17 protein-coding genes are annotated in these 17,526 nt (G+C 72.0%); 5 read left to right on the forward strand and 12 right to left on the reverse strand.

Going from position 1 to position 17,526, the window contains the following annotated elements; all coding sequences use genetic code 11:
* Positions 1–24: 24 nt before the first annotated feature.
* From ACFXKG_RS04045 to ACFXKG_RS04055, 3 genes are all read right to left on the reverse strand, one after another.
* The gene (locus ACFXKG_RS04045; protein WP_384831963.1) at positions 25–1,248 is read right to left on the reverse strand and encodes a glycine C-acetyltransferase; all 1,224 of its coding nucleotides are present in this window, start codon (positions 1,246–1,248) and stop codon (positions 25–27) included.
* Between the two features lie 72 nt (positions 1,249–1,320).
* The gene (gene tdh / locus ACFXKG_RS04050) at positions 1,321–2,355 is read right to left on the reverse strand and encodes an L-threonine 3-dehydrogenase (protein ID WP_384831966.1); all 1,035 of its coding nucleotides are present in this window, start codon (positions 2,353–2,355) and stop codon (positions 1,321–1,323) included.
* 120 nt (positions 2,356–2,475) lie between these two features.
* Entirely contained in the window at positions 2,476–3,621 is a 1,146-nt protein-coding gene (locus tag ACFXKG_RS04055; RefSeq protein WP_384831969.1) for a DMT family transporter, read from the reverse strand.
* A gap of 171 nt (positions 3,622–3,792) precedes the next feature.
* Here ACFXKG_RS04055 and ACFXKG_RS04060 point away from each other — a divergent pair, with 171 nt between their 5' ends.
* The 4 genes from ACFXKG_RS04060 (at position 3,793) to ACFXKG_RS04075 (ending at position 7,706) form a co-directional block, all read left to right on the forward strand.
* Positions 3,793–4,392 carry a TetR/AcrR family transcriptional regulator gene (locus tag ACFXKG_RS04060; RefSeq protein ID WP_384831972.1) on the forward strand — a complete coding sequence of 200 codons (600 nt, stop codon included), beginning with the start codon at positions 3,793–3,795 and terminating at the stop codon, positions 4,390–4,392.
* Between the two features lie 260 nt (positions 4,393–4,652).
* Positions 4,653–5,006: a hypothetical protein gene (locus ACFXKG_RS04065; protein ID WP_384831975.1), complete on the forward strand. Its 354-nt coding sequence runs from the start codon at positions 4,653–4,655 to the stop codon at positions 5,004–5,006.
* Positions 5,003–6,193, forward strand: coding sequence for an epoxide hydrolase family protein (locus ACFXKG_RS04070; protein WP_384831978.1), 1,191 nt, complete (start codon positions 5,003–5,005; stop codon positions 6,191–6,193). The genes ACFXKG_RS04065 and ACFXKG_RS04070 overlap by 4 nt, the downstream gene beginning before the upstream one ends.
* 430 nt (positions 6,194–6,623) lie before the next feature.
* Positions 6,624–7,706: a hypothetical protein gene (locus tag ACFXKG_RS04075; protein WP_384831980.1), complete on the forward strand. Its 1,083-nt coding sequence runs from the start codon at positions 6,624–6,626 to the stop codon at positions 7,704–7,706.
* A 66-nt stretch (positions 7,707–7,772) separates the two neighbouring features.
* On the opposite strand, the gene ACFXKG_RS04080 is transcribed toward ACFXKG_RS04075, so the two are convergent.
* The 9 genes from ACFXKG_RS04080 to ACFXKG_RS04120 form a co-directional block, all read right to left on the reverse strand.
* Complete coding sequence (locus ACFXKG_RS04080) at positions 7,773–9,467, reverse strand: cytochrome P450 (protein WP_384831983.1); 1,695 nt, start codon at positions 9,465–9,467, stop codon at positions 7,773–7,775.
* A 121-nt stretch (positions 9,468–9,588) separates the two neighbouring features.
* Positions 9,589–10,203, reverse strand: coding sequence for an ATP/GTP-binding protein (locus ACFXKG_RS04085; protein ID WP_384831986.1), 615 nt, complete (start codon positions 10,201–10,203; stop codon positions 9,589–9,591).
* Entirely contained in the window at positions 10,184–10,567 is a 384-nt protein-coding gene (locus ACFXKG_RS04090) for a DUF742 domain-containing protein (RefSeq protein ID WP_382892064.1), read from the reverse strand. Before ACFXKG_RS04090 ends, ACFXKG_RS04085 begins: the two co-directional genes overlap by 20 nt.
* On the reverse strand, positions 10,564–10,971 hold the full coding sequence (locus ACFXKG_RS04095) for a roadblock/LC7 domain-containing protein (protein ID WP_365811849.1): 408 nt from the start codon (positions 10,969–10,971) through the stop codon (positions 10,564–10,566). The genes ACFXKG_RS04090 and ACFXKG_RS04095 overlap by 4 nt, the downstream gene beginning before the upstream one ends.
* Positions 10,968–12,743, reverse strand: coding sequence for a sensor histidine kinase (locus tag ACFXKG_RS04100; RefSeq protein WP_384831991.1), 1,776 nt, complete (start codon positions 12,741–12,743; stop codon positions 10,968–10,970). Before ACFXKG_RS04100 ends, ACFXKG_RS04095 begins: the two co-directional genes overlap by 4 nt.
* Before the next feature lie 275 nt (positions 12,744–13,018).
* Positions 13,019–13,801, reverse strand: a complete 783-nt coding sequence (locus ACFXKG_RS04105) for an ABC transporter ATP-binding protein (protein WP_384832784.1) — start codon at positions 13,799–13,801, stop codon at positions 13,019–13,021.
* A 20-nt stretch (positions 13,802–13,821) separates the two neighbouring features.
* A complete protein-coding gene (locus tag ACFXKG_RS04110; RefSeq protein WP_384832787.1) occupies positions 13,822–14,586 on the reverse strand; it encodes an ABC transporter permease in 765 nt (254 codons plus the stop codon).
* Between the two features lie 68 nt (positions 14,587–14,654).
* Complete coding sequence (locus tag ACFXKG_RS04115) at positions 14,655–15,446, reverse strand: ABC transporter permease (protein WP_384831994.1); 792 nt, start codon at positions 15,444–15,446, stop codon at positions 14,655–14,657.
* Positions 15,443–16,417: an ABC transporter substrate-binding protein gene (locus ACFXKG_RS04120; RefSeq protein WP_384831997.1), complete on the reverse strand. Its 975-nt coding sequence runs from the start codon at positions 16,415–16,417 to the stop codon at positions 15,443–15,445. Before ACFXKG_RS04120 ends, ACFXKG_RS04115 begins: the two co-directional genes overlap by 4 nt.
* Before the next feature lie 295 nt (positions 16,418–16,712).
* Between ACFXKG_RS04120 and ACFXKG_RS04125 the strand changes: the two genes are divergently transcribed.
* Positions 16,713–17,501: an IclR family transcriptional regulator C-terminal domain-containing protein gene (locus tag ACFXKG_RS04125; RefSeq protein WP_384832000.1), complete on the forward strand. Its 789-nt coding sequence runs from the start codon at positions 16,713–16,715 to the stop codon at positions 17,499–17,501.
* The last annotated feature ends 25 nt before the right edge of the window (positions 17,502–17,526 follow it).

The following is a 17,526-nucleotide window of genomic DNA, read 5'->3' on the forward strand; positions in this document are numbered from 1 at the left end:
TCCTGCCAGGTCGCCCGGGCACCGTCAGTTCTCGTTCCCCGTCTCGCTCCCCGTCTCGTTCGCCATGGCCTCCCGCGCGTCCACGAACGCCCGGACCGCCCGCTCCACGTCCTCGGTGGAGTGCGCGGCGGAGAGCTGCACCCTGATCCGGGCGCGGTCCATCGGCACCACGGGGTACGAGAAGCCGATCACGTACACGCCGCGCTCCAGCAGCAGCTCCGCCATCCGGCCGGCCGCCGCGGCGTCACCGATCATCACCGGGGCGATGGCGTGGTCGCCGGGCAGTACCTCGAAACCGGCCTCGGTCATCTTCGTACGGAAGAGCCGGGTGTTGGCGTTCAGCCGCTCCCGCAGCCCGCCCGCGCTCTCCAGCAGGTCGAGCACCTTGACGGAGGCGGCGGCGATGACCGGGGCGAGGGAGTTGGAGAAGAGATACGGCCGGGAGCGCTGGCGCAGCAGTGCGACGATCTCGGCGCGCGCGGCGACATAGCCGCCGGAGGCACCGCCGAGCGCCTTGCCGAGCGTGCCGGTGAGGATGTCGACGCGGTCCAGCACGCCGTGCAGCTCGGGCGTGCCGCGGCCACCGGGGCCGACGAACCCCACGGCGTGCGAGTCGTCGACCATGACCAGCGCGTCGTAGCGGTCGGCGAGGTCGCAGATCTCGTCGAGCGGGGCGACGTACCCGTCCATGGAGAAGACGCCGTCCGTGACGATCAGCCGGCGCCTGGCGTCCTGCGTCTCCTTGAGCCGGGTCTCCAGCTCGGCGAGGTCGCGGTTGGCGTAGCGCAGGCGGCGGGCCTTGGAGAGCCGGATGCCGTCGATGATGCTGGCGTGGTTGAGGGCGTCGGAGATGACGGCGTCCTCCGGGCCGAGCAGGGTCTCGAAGACGCCGCCGTTGGCGTCGAAGCAGGAGGAGTAGAGGATCGTGTCCTCCTGGCCGAGGAACGCGGACAGCCGCCGCTCCAGTTCCTTGTGGATCTCCTGGGTGCCGCAGATGAACCGTACGGAGGCCATGCCGTAGCCCCAGCGGTCGAGCGCGTCCTTGGCGGCGGCGACGACCTCGGGGTGGTCGGCGAGGCCGAGGTAGTTGTTGGCGCAGAAGTTGAGTACGCCGCCGGGCGCGCCGCCCTCGGCGACGGCGACGGAGGCGCTCTGCGGGGTGGAGATCACACGCTCGGGCTTGAAGAGGCCGGCGGCGCGGATGTCGTCGAGGGTGGCGGACAGATCGTCCCGGACGGACCCGTACATGGGGGCTCCCTGTGCGTTCGTTCTGTGGGCTGCTGCGGCTGCTGCGGCTGCGGGCGGGGCGAGGACCGGGGTTCAGCGGGTCCAGTCGAGGATGATCTTGCCGCTGCGGGCGGTCGCCGCCTCGTCGAACGCGGCGTCGAACTCCTCGTATCCGTAACTGCCGGTGATGACGGGGGTGAGGTCGAGCCCGCCTTCGAGCAGCACGGTCATCGCGTACCAGGTCTCGAACATCTCGCGGCCGTAGATGCCCTTGACCGTGATCATCGAGGTGACGATCTTCGACCAGTCGATCGCGAACTCCTCGGCGGGCAGGCCCAGCATCGCGATCCGGCCGCCGTGCGTCATGTTGTCGACCATGTCGCGCAGTGCCTCGGGCCGGCCGGACATCTCCAGGCCGATGTCGAAGCCCTCCTTGAGGCCGAGACGGCGCTGCGCCTCGGCGATGCCGGTGCCGGGGGCGGAGACGTCGAGGGCGAGGGTGGCGCCGGCCTTGCGGGCCAGTTCGAGGCGGTACGGGCTGACGTCGGTGATGGCGACATTGCGCGCCCCGGCGTGCCGGGCGACCGCGGCGGCCATGATCCCGATGGGGCCCGCGCCGGTGATGAGCACGTCCTCGCCGACGAGCGGGAAGGAGAGCGCGGTGTGCACGGCGTTGCCGAAGGGGTCGAAGATCGCGGCGATGTCGAGGTCCACGTCGGAGCGGTGGACCCAGACGTTCGAGGCGGGCAGCGCGACGTACTCCGCGAACGCGCCGTCCCGGCCGACGCCGAGGCCGACCGTGCTGCGGCAGAGGTGACGCCGGCCCGCGAGGCAGTTGCGGCAGGTGCCGCAGACCAGATGGCCCTCGCCGCTGACGAGATCCCCGACGGCGATCTCCCGTACGGCGGTACCGACGGCGACCACCTCACCGACGAACTCGTGGCCGAGGACGCGGGGCGCCGTGACGGCCCCGCGGGCCCAGCCGTCCCAGGACCGGATGTGCAGATCGGTGCCGCAGATGCCGGTACGGGCGACCTTGATCAGCACGTCGCCGTCGCCGGTCTCCGGCTCGGGTACGTCCATGAGCCACAACCCCGGCTCGGCCTTCTGTTTCACAAGTGCCTTCATGGGGCGCCGCTCCCGGGGGTGATGGTGCTGAACGGTGATCGACTCCAATGTGCCGACCCCGGCCGCTCCGGTCCATCGAGGATTTCTTAAGCGGGTCCACAGCGCAGCTTCACACGGACGTCACGCGGCGGCCCTGGAGCGCCGTAGCAGTCGCCGTTGGCGTGGCACGCGCCCGTTGTCAGCGCTGACCTCGGCTTCTTCCAGGTCGGCCGGTGCGGGGACGGGCGCGGTGTACGGCTCGGAGCGCGGGGGCGTGCGCGGGGGTACGGGACAGACGGCGCGCCGGGACACGGCCGTTCGGGTGGTGCCGCCCCTTACGAGCGCGTCCGGTTCGAGAGCATCCGGTTCGAACGCGCCTGGTTCGAGGGCGTCCAGTTCGAGGGCATCCGGTGCGAGGGCATCCGGTGCGAAGGCATCCGCCGTGGGTCCGCCCACCGCGGCCGTCCGCGTGAGCAGGACCACTCCGCGCGCCGCGACCACGGCGCCCACGAGCGCCGCGGCGATCCCGGGCGGGCCGCCCTGGAGCCCTTCGCCCAGCAGCACCAGCCCTATGACGGACGCGGCGACCGGATTGGCCAGGGTCAGCACCGCGAGCGGCGCTCCCAGGCCGCCCCGGTAGGCCGTCTGCGAGAGCAGCAGCCCGGCCGAGGCGAAGGCCGCGACGACCAGGGCCACCGCGCCCACCTGCCAGAGCGGCAGCGCGCCGGTGGCCTCGTCGAGCTCCGTGGCGGCGACGGTGACCGTCTGGGTGAGGGCGGAGGCGACGCCGGAGATGATCCCGGAGGCCGCCGCGTGACGGAGCCCCGGCCGGGCCCCCGGCCTGGTCAGCACGGCGACCAGGGCCATCGCGACGCCGGCGACGCCCAGCGCCTGCGGCAGGGTCAGCGTCCGCTCGGGGGCCGCGCCCGCGGCCGTCAGCAGGATCACCGCGAGACCGGCCGGGGTGAGCGCCGTACCGCGCCACTCACCCCGGCTGACCTGCCGCCCCGCACGGCGGGCGCCCAGCGGTACGGCGGCGACGAGGGTGAGCGCCCCCAGCGGCTGGACCACCGTGAGCGGGCCGTACGTCAGCGCCACGACATGGAGCAGCGCGCCGGTCGCGTTCAGCCCGACGGCCGTCCACCAGGCGCCCCGGCGCAACAGCGTGACCAGGGGTGTCCCCGGCTCCGTACGGGCGGCGAGTCGTTCCTGCGCGACGGCCGCGCAGGCGTAGGCGACGGCGGAGACGAGGGAGAGCGCCACCGCGACGGTCATCTCGGCGCTCATCGGGCCCCCTTGCGTGGACGGCACGGCGCCCTGGGACGACGTGGTGGCAGGCGGCGGGTTCGGTACCCCGCCGTATCGATACGCCAGTGTACCGATACGCATCCGTTTCGGTACACTGGCGTATCGGTACACTGCGGTACCGACGCCGAGCATGAGAGCCGAGGAGAGACGATGACGACGCCGCAGCGCCGCTCCAAAATCACCCCGGAACGCGAACTGGAGTTGTACGAGGCGGCTCTCGACGTACTCAGGGAGAGCGGCTACGACGCACTGACCATGGAGGGCGTCGCCGCCCGCTCCCGCTGCGGCAAGTCCACGCTCTACCGGCAGTGGCGCACCAAGCCGCAGCTCGTCGCCGCCGCACTGCGCGGTACGCGCTGCGTCAAGCTCGCCGATGTCGACACCGGTACGCTGGAGGGGGACTTGAGGGCGGCGGCCCGCGTGGCGGCGGTCGGCGCGGGACGCGACACGGCGCTGCTGCACGCACTGAGCCATGCCGCGTCCCAGAACCCGGAACTGCTGCTGGCGCTGCGGGAAGCCCTCATCGAACCGGAGATCGCGGCCATCGACGCCATGCTGGAGCGCGCCGTGGCCCGGGGTGAGCTGACGGCGGACAACCCCGCCGCCGAGTTCGTGGCCGCCCAGCTCATCGGCGTGACGCGCGCGCGGCCGACGATGGAGGGGCAGTACGCGGATGAGGCGTATCTCACGCGCTTCCTGGAGGCCTCGGTCTTTCCGGCGCTCGGTCTGCGGACCGGCGCACACCCCTGACCGGCGGACCGTCGTTCCGAGCGGATGACGACGGTCCGCCCGCGCCGCACCGTGGGGACGGGCGCGGCGCACCCTATGACGGTGGGCCCCTTCCATGAGAGGGGCCCACCGTCATGTCCGGGTCCTCGCCTCCGGCCATCGCCCTCCAGCCTCCGGCCACCGACCTCCAGCCACCGACCTCCGGCCACCGGCGGCGTCCCGGCGCGGACACGCCGTCAAGAAGCCTTGACGTCAAGCCGCCCTGACGGAAGACTCGGCCCATGTCCACCCCGGAGGAGCTGGAGAGCCGCTTCACCCTGCGCACCGCCGTCACACGCTACGACGAGCTGCGCACCCGCGAGTCGCTGTACGCCCCCGACACGGATGACACCGCCGCACTGACCCGCGACGAGACGCTGGAGCTGCTGGCGCTGAGCGAGCTGATCGCCCGCAAGGCGGCGTACGGACGCCAGCTCTCCGTCCGGTCGGCGCGCCGCGCCGGCGCGTCCTGGTCCCGGATCGGAGCGGCTCTGGGCACCAGCAAACAGGCCGCCTGGGAGGCGCACAGCCGCTGGATCGACGAGCAGGACGGCCGCCGGCACCACGCCCGGGACGACGACGGGAACCGCGCATGACCGCCCCCGCCTCCCCCGGTCCCGGGGCGCTCACCCCCTTCACCCTCGCCGTACCGCAGCGGGAGCTGGACGATCTCGCCGCCCGGCTGGCGGCGACCCGCTGGCCCGCCGCGGCCACCGGCGCCGGCTGGTCGCAGGGCGTCCCGCTCCCCTACCTCCGGGAACTGGCCGCGTACTGGGCCGACGGCTACGACTGGCGCGCCCAGGAGGCCGAGCTCAACGGCTTCCCGCAGTTCACCACCACGATCGACGGCGCCACCGTCCACTTCCTGCACATCCGCTCACCCCGGCCCGACGCGCTCCCGCTGCTGCTCACCCACGGCTGGCCGGGCTCTGTCGTCGAGTTCCTCGATGTGATCGGCCCGCTGACCGACCCGCCGGCACCGGCCCCCGGCGACGCCTTCCATCTCGTGATCCCCTCCCTCCCCGGCTACGGGCTGTCCGGTCCCACCACCGGCCCCGGGTGGGAGGTGCGCCGCATCGCCCGGGCGTGGGCCGAGCTGATGCGGCGACTCGGTTATGACCGGTACGGCGCACAGGGCGGTGACTGGGGGCATGCGATCACCCTCGAACTGGGCCGTGCCGACGCGGCCCATGTGGTCGGCGTCCACGTCAACACCCTGCTGACCCCGCCGCCCGACGACCCGGCCGTGGCCGCCGCGCTCGGCGACGACGACCGGGAACGACTGCGCCGTACGTCCGCCGCGTACGCCGAGATGTCGGGGTACGCGCAGCTCCAGAGCACCCGGCCGCAGACCCTCGGTTACGCGCTCACCGACTCGCCGGTCGGCCAGCTCGCCTGGATCGTGGAGAAGTTCGGGGAGTGGACGGACTCGGCGGAAGCGCCGGAGGAGGCTGTGCCGCGCGACCGGCTGCTGACCAATGTGATGCTCTACTGGCTCTCCCGTACGGCAAGTTCATCGGCGCGGCTGTACTGGAAACACGCCCACGCCCCGCACACCCGCACCCCGTCCGGTTCCGCGCGCGAGCCGTATCCCACGCCGACCGGGGTCGCGGTCTTCGGCGGGGATCTCGCGCGTCCGGTCCGGCGGCTCGCCGAGCGGCACCGTCCCGTCGTCCACTGGACGGAGTTCGAACGCGGCGGCCACTTCGCCGCGCTGGAGCAGCCCGGGCTCTTCGTCGACGACGTCCGGGCCTTCTTCCGCCGCTTCCGCGCGCGGTGCTGAACCCGACCCGGGGGTACGGAGACGGATCGGGTGCGTTCGTCTCCCCGCAGGACCGTTCATTGACGTACTGTCCCCGATCCGGAAGCCTCCGGATTCGGTACGGTCCGGACACGGGCCGTGACGAAATCACCGCCGGGGACCGCGCCACGGGCGCCGGCCGGGGTGGGGTGAGGAGGCGGGTGAAGGCGCGTGACGGCGCGGGGAAGTCCGTATCAGGGGGGCGTGAACCGCTTCCCCGACGGGCTTACCGGAACCCGGACCAGCTTGATCAGGACAGCTCACAATCAGTCAATTCCAGCCAGGCGCCGGGCACTTGCGCCGCTGTTGACGATCCGACATGGCCCTATACGCTCCCCTACGCCCCTGTCCCCACGGCATCCCGCCTCGTCAGCGCACCGCGCTCCGCCCGTCCCGCATCTGGAGGCCGATCGTGACCTGTGTCTCGGAACAGCACCTGACCCAGCAGCTTCCGGCCGTACCGTTCTACTGTCCGGTTCCGCCCGCCCGGCACCGCGCGGGCGGGGTACTCAACGACCGGACCGTGCGGTGGATGCGCAGTCGGCGGCTCGACGAGGACGAGCGGCAGCTCAAACGCCTCGCCGTCTGCGACTTCGGCGGTCTCGCCGCGGCGACGATGCCGTACGGACAGCTCGGTCCCCTCGCCCTGATGGCCAAGTTGCACGCCGTGCTCTTCTCCCTGGACGACGCGGTGTGCGACGAGTCCGGGGCGACGGCGGACCGGCTGGCCCAGGAGACCTCGCGCATCATGCGCGCACTGGAGGCGCCGGACACCGGTTCGGCGGGCGACTCGCCGCACACCGCCGCACTGCGCCTGCTCCGGCTGGAGTTGGAGCAGTACGCCTCGGCCCGCCAGCTCCGCCGGTTCACGGAGGCGATGCGCGTCTACACCTCGGGGCTGGTGTGGGAGGCGTCCTGGCGCAGCGATGCCCGGCTGCCGTCGCTCGACGACTACGTCACGCTGTGGATGCGGGCCATCGGCATGGCGCCGTCCACCGCCATGATCGAGATCGTCGGCGGCTTCTCCGTGCCGGACGAGGACCTGCAGGACGCGCGCGTACGGGCCCTTACCGAGATCACCTGGACGCTGGTGAGCTGGGACAACGACCTCTACTCCCGCAACAAGGAGCTGGAGCGGGTGGGCGACGACCTCAATCTGATCGATGTGGTCTGCCAGGAACAGGGGTGCGATCCGCAGCGCGCGCTCGTCCGGGTGGTGGCGATGCGGGACCGGATGATGGTCCTCTTCGACCGGCTGGCCGCGCAGGTCGCCGAGGAGGCGGACGAGGGCCTGCGGCGCTACGTGCGGGGACTCGCCCAGTTCGTCCGGGGCCACCTCGACTGGGCGTCGCTCTGCCCCCGTTACACCGTGGCCTCGGGTCCGCGGACCCCGACCGGCGGATGGTGGAAGCAGCAGCCGGCCGACAACAGCCCGGAGCCGCTGCCGATCCCGACGATCGCCTGGTGGTGGGATCAGCTCGCCCCGGCGCACTGACCCCTCCCCCTCCCCCTCCCCTTCCCCGCGGCCCGGCACCCCGCTCGTGCCCGCGCGGCCGTGCGGTCAGTACCCGCGCCACCAGCGGGCGACGGCCTGCCAGGCTCGCCGGGGGGCGCTGGTGCCCGGGCGCTGCTCCGGAACGGGAACGGCAACCGCCACCGGCACGGGGGAGGGAGCCGAAGCCGGAGACGGCATCGCCGGGCCACCGTCCGGGTCCCCGCCCCCGGGAGCCGCCGACGGCACCGCCGCGGCCGGGGGTGCGGAGGGCGTGCCCGGCGCGGCACCGGGCACGGGCGAGTCGACCTGCCACCGCGGACGCGGTACGGAGGCCGTCGCACTCGGCGGTCCGGTGACGTCCTGGGGCGGCCGGGGCGAGAACGTCACCGGCAGTTCCTGCAGCTGCCGCGACATCAACGCGGCCGACCAGCGCAGTTCGTGCTCCTCCACGGCGAGCTGCAGATCCGGCAGGCGCAGCAGCAGCGCGTCGATCCCGGTGTCGGCGATGGCACGGCCGATGTCCTGGCCCGGGCACTCGTGCGGGCCGCCGCTGAAGGCGAGATGCGCGCGGTTGCCCCGCATGGAGGCGTTGACGTCGGGCCGTACCACCGGGTCCACATTGGCCGCGGCGATCCCGACGACCAGTGCGTCGCCCGCCTTGATGGACTGCCCGCCGAGTTCGGTGTCGCCGACCGCCCAGCGGCCGAAGATGGTGGTGAACGGCGGCTCGTCCCACAGCGTCTGCTCGACCGCCTCCGGCAGGGTCATGTGGCCGCCGCTCAACTGGGCCCGGAACCGCGGGTCGGTGAGCACCATCCGCAGCGCATTGGCGATCAGGTTGGCGGTGGTCTCGTACGCGGCGATGAGCACGAGCCGCAGATGCTGGCTCACCTCGTCGTCGGTCAGCCCCGCCGGATGCTGGGTGAGCCAGGTCGCGAAGTCCTCCTCCGGCGCGGTCCGGCGCCGCTCGACCAGCCGGGTCAGGACGGCCATCACGTACATGTTGCTCTCGTTGGCGGTGGCGGTGCCCTTGATCATGTCGCGGGCCGCCTGCACCAGCCGCTCGTTGTACTCCTCCGGCATCCCGATGATCTGCGCCATCACCATCATGGGCAGGTGCTCGGCGAAACTGCTGACGAGATCGGCCTGCCCGGCCTGGCAGAAATCGTTGACCAGCCGGTTGCTGTAGCGGTTGATGTAGCGGCGTACGCCCCGGTGGTCGATGCGCGCGATCGAGTCGGTGACCGCGCCCCGCAGCCTTTCGTGGTCCGCGCCGTCGGCGAAGACGCAGATGGGCTGCCAGGTGAAGATCGGCGCGAGCGGGTGGTCGGGGGGCGCGCTGCCGTCGTGGAGCGCGCGCCAGCGCCGGGAGTCCCGGGAGAACTGCGAGGGCGTGCGCGTCATGTGGAGGTTCTCGCTGTGGCCGAGGACCAGCCAGGCGGGGACGTCCCCCTGGAGGAGCACGGGCGCCACGGAACCGTGTTCGGCGCGCAGTTTCTCGTACAGGCCCATCGGGTCGTTCTCGGCCTCGGGCCCGTACAACCGGCGCAGTCCGGCCGGGGCGGGACCGTGCGGGGCGGGACCGTGCGGGGCGAAGCCGTCCGGGCCGAAGCCGTACGGGGACGGGGCCACGCCGTTCACCGGCCCGGCGGGCAGGCCGGTGGGGAGCAGGCCGCCGGCGTTCAGGCCGTGGGCCGGGCAGCCGGGGGGCGGCACGGCATGGCCGTCGGGACCGGGTCGCTGGGGGAAGGGGGTGGTCACGGTCGCTCCAGAGTCGGGGAAAGTACGGGAGGGAGAGGGAGTACGAGAGGGGGAGGGAGTACAGAGGGAGTACGGGAGGGGCGCGGGTGCGGGGAGGGGTACGGCGAGGGCGCCGTGCGCGTCACCCGGGCGGCGCGGAGAGCGTGTGCAGGTAGCTCATCAGCGTCAGCAGCACATCCCGGCTCGACGCCCGCAGCCGCGCGTCGCAGTCGACCATCGGCACCTCCTCCGGCAGGTCGAGCGCGGCCCGCAGCGCCTCGACGGGGTGGTACGGGGCGTCCGGGAAGGTGTTGACGGCGACGACGAACGGTACGCCGCGTTCCTCCAGGCGTCCGATCACGTCGAAGCTGACTTCGAGCCGGCGGGTGTCGACCAGGACCACCGCACCCAGTGCGCCTTCGAAAAGGCCGTTCCACAGGAACCAGAAGCGTTCCTGGCCCGGGGTGCCGAAGAGGTAGAGCACCAGGTGTTCGGTGAGGGTGATCCGGCCGAAGTCCATGGCGACGGTGGTGGCGGTCTTGCTCTCCACCCCGCGGTTGTCGTCCACCCCCACCCCGGCCTGCGTCATGGTCTCCTCGGTGGTGAGGGGCCTGATCTCGCTGACCGAGCCGACCATGGTCGTCTTGCCGACCCCGAAACCACCCACGATCACGATCTTCACCGCCGAGGTGGCCGTGGTGGGGAGGATGTCCTCGGCCCGCGGGCCGGTGATCGTGTCAGAGTTTCTGGAGTCCATGCATCACCGCTTCGAGAAGGGACCGGTCGGGAAGCGCGGCGCGGACGACGGGTGCGCGCGATTCGACCAGCTCGGTCGCGAGGAGTTCGGTCAGCAGCGCGGTCACCACGCTGAAGGGGAGGCTGAGATACGCGGAGATCTCGGCCACGGAGAGCGGCCGGTGGCAGAGCCGCAGGATGGCGGCCTGTTCCGGCTGGACGGTCGGTGACGGTTCCACCTGTGCCACGATCATGGTGACCAGGTCGAGCGGGGCCCGTTCGGCGCCGTCCGGGCCGCCGGTGATCACATAGAGCCGTTCCGGGTCTCCTACGTCCACTTCCGGCGCTTCCGGCTGCCGGCGTTCACGTCGGGGAGGCGGGGTCATCCGGCCTGCCCGTCATGGCGCGGCGGACTGGTGAGATGGGCTCCGATCCGGACCACCATGTCCCGCATCCGGGCGCCGACGAGCCCCGCGTCCACCGTGTCGTCGGCGAGGACCGCGAGATACGCGCCCGCGCCGGCCTCCATCAGATAGAAGAAGCCGCCCCCGACCTCGATGACGACGAGCCGCATCCGGCCGTCGCTCAGCGGGATCTCGGCGGCGACGGCGGCGGCCAGGCTCTGGAGCCCGGCGCAGGCCGCCGCGAGCCGGTCGGCCACGTCCGGGTCGCCGCCGTGCCGGGCGATCCTGAGCCCGTCGGCGGAGAGCACCACGATCTGCTGGATCTGCGGCACGCCGTCGGCGAGTTCCTTGAGCATCCAGTCCATGTTCGCCCGCTGCTGGATCACTTCAGATCTCCCTTGCCCCGCACATCGTCGGATTCACCGTGGTCGCCGGTCCGGCCCGGCGACTCTCCTGTTCCGGCCGCGGGCTCCCCGGGGGTGCCGTTGACCGCTTTCGTGAACGCTTCGAGCCAGATGCCGGGTCCGGGCTTCTGCTCCGGCGTACGGTCACCGGCTGCGGCGGCTCCGGCGCCTCCGGCTCCCGGGCTGTTCGCGGCTCCAGGGCCGAACCCGTTTCCGGGGCCGATTCCGCCGTGATCGTGGGCGCGGCCGTTCGCGGCACCGTTCGCCGTGCCGTTGGCGCCGCCGTTCAGCGGGCCGTACGGCTGGTCGCCCGCCCGGCCGCCGCCCCCGTACCCGGCCCCCTGGAGACCGAGGTTGTGCGAGCCGAGCGGGGCGCGGCCCCGGCTGCGGCGCTGGGGCAGACCGTTCTCCGTCCACTCCGTCACCACCGGCACGTCGTCCTCCCCCACCGCCGCGACCGGGGCCGGGCGCCGGGGGCCGGTGACCGGCCGCGGCACCCGGTTGGCGGGGCGCAGCACATCCGTCGTGGGCAGGTCCGACACGCTGCCGCGGGGCAGCGCCGAGGCGCCGATGCCGTGGGCGATCCCGGGTGCGGGCCCGGTGGTCACGATGGAGCGCGGCACGATGAGGACGGCGCGGACGCCGCCGTACGCCGACTGCCGCAGCGAGACCTGGAGGTGGTACATCTGGCAGAGCCGCCCGACCACGGCCATGCCGAGCCGGGGGGTCTCGCCGAGGTCGTTGAGGTCGATACCGGCCTGGGCGCGCGCGAGCATGCGCTCGGCGCGGGCCCGCGCCTCCTCGCTGAGGCTGACGCCACCGTCCTCGATCTCGATGGCGATCCCCGTCTGCACCTCGACCGCGGTGACATGGACGCGGGTCTGCGGCGGCGAGTAGCGGGTGGCGTTGTCGAGGAGTTCGGCGCAGGCGTGGATGAGCGGTTCGACGGCGGTGCCGATGATCGCGACCTTGGAGATCGAGTGCAGGTCGACGCGCTGGTACTCCAGGATCCGCGACATCGCCCCGCGCAACACGCTGAACAGCGGTACGGGACGGGGCCATTGGCGTCCGGGCCGGGCCTTTCCGAGCACGGTGATCGAGTCGGCGAGCCGGCCGATCAGCGCGGTGCCGTGGTCGATCCGCAGCAGATCGTCGAAGACCTCGGGGTTGCGGCCGTGCGCGTCCTCCATCTCCCGCAGTTCACTGGCCTGTTGGTGTACGAGGGACTGGACGCGGCGGGCGATGTTCACGAAGGAGCGCTGCGCGGACTCGCGCATGGCCTCCTCGTCGTCGACGATCTGGAGCACGTACTTGAGCAAGGCCCGCTGGGCGGCGGGCAGTTCGCGGTAGCGCTCGTCGCCGTCGACGACGACGCGGATCACCTCGTCGGGCGATTCGCCCTGGCGGAGCCGGTGGATCGCGGCGGGCACCAGCTCCTTGCCGAGCCGGACGCTCTCTTCGTCGTGCTGGGCGAGGCGGCCCTCCAGCAGGGAGATCCGGTGCGCGTAGTGCTCGTGGAGCACGCTGACAGCCCGCCGCCTGCGCGCCAGTTCCCCCGCGCACCAGCCGATGACGACCAGGGCCCCGGCCCCGTACAGCGCGAGCGGTATCCGGGCGGCGTCCTCCACGAGCACCACCATGAGGGTGGTCGCCGCGGTGACGAGGAGGACGGGGAGGACCAGCGCGCGGAATCCCGGTGATGTCTGTTCCTTGGGTGGTGACTGTTCCTTGGGTGGTGCTTCAAGACGAACCATGTAAGCCCTCTGGCGGTCGATTCAGGTCGGTTTTCGAACAATCAAGGAACCTGGGAACAAGTGCCTGATTACGTATCAACTCGGCGCGTAACGCGAGAGCCTAACCCGGCCCGTTCGGCACTTCGGCGTATTCACGCAACCTCATGCACAGGCGTCCCACGGAGGCATAGACTTCGCCGATTTGCACGCTGCGCACCCTTGGCGGCACAAAGGGTGACCACATCAGTGCGCGCGACGAACACCCGCCCGAAGGCGCGGTGTTGGCAGGCTTCCTGTCAGAGCGCCCTGTCGCCACGCTTGGCGAGCTGGATCTGTTCGTACACCCGTGTGCGCAACTCCGCGAAGCGCGGGGCGACCCGCGTCCGGAGCTGGTCCCGCTCCGCCGGCAGGTCGATCTTCACCTGTTCCTGGACGACGGTCGGCGAGGCGGAGAGGATCAGCACCCGCTCTCCCAGATAGACGGCCTCGTCGATGTCGTGGGTGACGAACAGGATGGTCATGCCGCGCTCGCGCCAGAGCCCGCGCACCAGGTCCTCCAGCTCGGCCCGGGTCTGCGCGTCGACCGCCGCGAACGGCTCGTCCATCAGCAGCACTTCGGGCCCGTACGCCACGGCGCGGGCGATGGCCACCCGCTGCTGCATGCCGCCGGAGAGCTGCCACGGATAGGCGCCGCCCGCGTCGGCCAGGCCGACGGCGGCGAGGGCGTCCTCGACCAGTTCGCCGCGCCGCCTCCGGTCGAGCGACTTCCGTCGGCGCAGGGGCAGTTCGACGTTCTCCCGCACCCGCATCCAGGGGAAGAGGCTGCGCCCGTACTCCTGGAAGACGACAGCCATTCCGGGCGGTGGCGCGGTGATCCGCCGCCCCGCCAGCCGGACTTCACCGGCGGTCGGGGCGAGCAGCCCGGCGACACACTTGAGCAGGGTCGTCTTGCCGCACCCCGAGGGGCCCACCAGGCAGGCCAGTTCGCCCGCGCCGAGGGTGAAGGTGAGGTCGCGGACGGCCTCGACCCGGCGGCCCTGCCCCTCGTAGACCTTCCGCAGCCCCCGTACGTCGAGCATCCTGTCCCCTTCCGTGACGGTCACGACGACCGCCTCGCCCTGCGCAGACCGTGGTACCAGCCGAGAGCCCGTCGCTCGGCCGCGCGGAACAGCACCGAGAGCAGGAAGCCGAGGACGCCGAGCAGCAGGATGCCGCTCCACATCTCGGGGATGGCGAAGCCGCGCTGGAACTGGACGATGGCGAAGCCGAGGCCGTTGCCGGCCGCGAACATCTCGCTGATGACCATCAGGATGATGCCGATGGACAGGGCCTGGCGCAGCCCCGCGAAGATCTGCGGGCTCGCCGAGCGCAGCACCAGATGGCGCAGCCGCGCGGTGCCGCCGATGCCGTACGACCGCGCGGTCTCGGCCAGTACGGGGTCCACGGCCCGTACGCCTTCCACGGTGTTGAGGAGAACGGGCCAGACGCAGCCGGTGGCGATGACCACGATCTTCATGGTGTCCCCGATGCCCGCGAAGAGCATGACGACGGGCACGAGCACGGGCGGCGGCACCGCCCGCAGGAACTCCAGGACGGGCTCGGTCGCGGCGCGCACCCGGCGGTACGAGCCGATGACGACGCCGAGCGCCACTCCGGCGACGGCGGCCAGGGCGTATCCGGCCGTGAGGCGCAGCAGGCTCGGCAGTACGTCGTCCACGAGCCGCTCGCCCGTCCACACCTCGCCGAAGGCGCCGACGACGGTGCGCAGCGGCGGCGCGTAGACACTCGTGCTGGAGTCCGAGGCGATCCACCAGCCGGCCACGAGCAGCGCGGGCAGCGCGAGGACGAAGAACACCTGGCGCAGCGCGCGAAGCGGCGCGGTGGGCACTCGCGTGGCGGGCGCTTCGGTGGCCCGGGCCGCGGGTGTCTCCTTCACGGGGCCACCTCCCCGCGTACGGACTGGTGCCAGGCGAGCGCGCGCCGTTCGACGGCCCGGACACCGGTGTTGATGAGCAGGCCGAGCCCTCCGGTGACCACCACCAGCGCGTACATCTCCGGCACCGCCTGCGAGGTCTGGGCGACCGCGATCCGGGCGCCGATCCCCGGTGCCCCGATGACGAGTTCGGCGGTGACGGCGAGGACGAGCGCGACGGCGGCGGCCAGGCGTACGCCGGTCATGATGTACGGGAGGGCGGTCGGCCAGAGTACGTAGCGGATCCGGGCCCAGGCGCCGAGTCCGTACGAGCGCGCTGTCTCGTCCGCGACCGGGTCGACGTCGCCGACTCCGTACAGCACCTGCACGAGAACCTGCCAGAACGCCGCGTAGACGACGAGCAGCAGGGTGGAGCGCAGGTCGGTGCCGTAGAGCAGGACGGCGAGCGGGATGAGCGCCACCGAGGGGATGGGGCGCAGGAATTCGACGGTGGAGGCGGTCGCCTCGCGCAGATACGGCACGACGGCGAGGACGATCCCCACGGTGACCCCCGCGACGACGGCGATCAGCAGGCCGAGCGCCCAGCCGGTGAGCGTGTCGCCGAGCGCCGTCCAGAACGTGGCGTCGGACAGCTCGGCGCCAAGCGCGGCGGCCACCCGGCCGACGGGCGGGAGGTAGTCGGCGGAGACCAGTCCGATGCGCGGGACCAGCTCCCACAGGGCGAGGAACACGGCCAGACCTCCGGCCCCCAGTGCGGCGTCGACCAGCCCGTTTCCGCCTCCGCGGGTCATGGGAGGAGCTGGTCCAGATCGGGTGCGGAGCGGAAGATGCCGTCCTGCTCGCCGAGTTTCGCCAGCGTCTCGATCGATGCCCGGTCGGGCTGGGCCGGCCAGCGGGGCAGGATCAGGTCCGGCAGTATCGCCTCGGGGATCTTGGTGTAGGTGGTGAGGATCCGGCGGACCTCGTCGGGGTGGCTGTTGGCGTACTCCAGCGACTCGGCGGTGGCCTCCTGGAACTTCTTCACCGTCTCCGGATTCCGCTCCGCGAATTGGGTGGAGGTGAAGTACATCGCGACGGTGAGATCCGGCGACACGTCGGCGTACTGGGAGGCGATGACGGTGCCGCCCTGGCTCTTGACCGTGGCCAGCGCGGGTTCGACCACCAGGGCCGCGTCGACCCGGCCGCCGGCCAGGGCCGCCGGCATCTGGTCGAAGGGCAGCTCGACGAAGTCGACCTCGGCCGGGTCGCCGCCCGCCTTGCGCACCGATTCCCGTACGGACGTGTCGCCGATGTTCTTCAGCGTGTTGATCGCGACCTTCTTGCCCGCCAGGTCCTTGGCCGACGTGATCGGGCTGCCCTTCTTCACGGCGATGCCGCCGAAGTCGGCGCCCTGTTCACCGGTGGTCGCGACGCCGTTGGCCACCGCCTTCACGGGGATGTCGTTGGTCTGGGCGATCATCAGGGAGGTCATGTTGGAGAAGCCGAACTGGAACTGTCCACTGATCACGGCAGGGACGATCGCGGCGCCGCCCTGGCCGGTCTCCAGGGTGAGTTCGAGGCCGCGCGAGGAGTAGAACCCCTTCTCCTTGCCCAGATATATGGGGGCGACATCCACGATGGGGATGACCCCGACCTTGACGCGGGCCGTGCCGCCCGACGCCTCCGCGCCCGAACCGCCCGAACCGTTCGAATCGCTCCCGCCGCAGGCGGTGGCGGTGACCAGGAACGCGGCCGCGATGACCGCGACGGACAGTCGGCGCATGAACCCTCCTTCGACGGACGGCACTTCCGGCGGACTGTGCGCAGCCCGCACAACAGTTCCCAGCGGGAACATAGGGGCAGCCGCCGTCACGGGTCAACGGTCGTGCAGCGTCCTCACCGACTGTGGCGTACAAGGGAGTTGGGGCTCAGAGGTGGAAACGGCCGCTCGTCCGGGGCGTTGTTGACAGCCGTCGGACGCGGCTCCTAGCGTGCGCATCACGCACACAGGTACGCGGATCACCCCTGACCCACGGCGGATCGCCCATGACACACATCAGGGTCGACGGAGGCAACTGATGAGTGCTGCCCAGGCACGTGAACCCCACTTCGTCCAGTCCTTCGAACGGGGACTGTCGGTGATCCGCGCCTTCGACGCGCACCATCCGGAGCTCACGCTCAGCGAGGTGGCCCGGCTCTGCGGCCTCACCCGGGCCGCCGCGCGCCGGTTCCTGCTGACGCTCGCCGATCTCGGCTATGTCCACACGGACGGGCGGCTGTTCCGGCTCAGCCCCCGCGTCCTCGAACTGGGGTACTCCTACCTCTCCAGCTTCTCCCTGCCCGAGATCGCCGAGCCGCACCTCGAACGGCTGGTCGCCGAGGTACGCGAGTCGTCCTCGCTCTGTGTGCTGGACGGCGACGCCATCGTCTACGTGGCCAGGGTCCCGGTGAGCCGGATCATCACGGCGTCGATCACCGTCGGCACCCGCCTCCCCGCCCATGCCACCTCGGTCGGGCGGGTGCTGGTCGCCTTCCTCCCCGAGGAGGAGCGCGACACCCGGCTCAAGGGCGCCGAGCCGGCCGCCCTCACCCCGTACACCATCGTCTCCGTCGATCTGCTGCGCGCGGAGCTGGAGCGGGTACGGCGGCAGGGGTACGCCATCGTCGACCAGGAGCTGGAGGAGGGCCTGCGTTCGGTCGCCGTGCCCGTACGGGACCGGACGGGCACGGTGGTCGCCGCGGTCAACGTCCCGGTCCACGCGAGCCGGCACTCGGCCGAGTCGGTACGCCGCGACCTGCTGCCCCCGCTCCTCGCCACGGTGGCCCGGATCGAGGCCGACCTGCGGGTGGTGGCACCGCGGAGATGAGCGGGGTGGCGCCGGGTGCGGACGG

The sequence above is a fragment of the Streptomyces sp. NPDC059255 genome (assembly GCF_042752355.1).
In the GTDB taxonomy this organism is placed as follows: domain Bacteria; phylum Actinomycetota; class Actinomycetes; order Streptomycetales; family Streptomycetaceae; genus Streptomyces.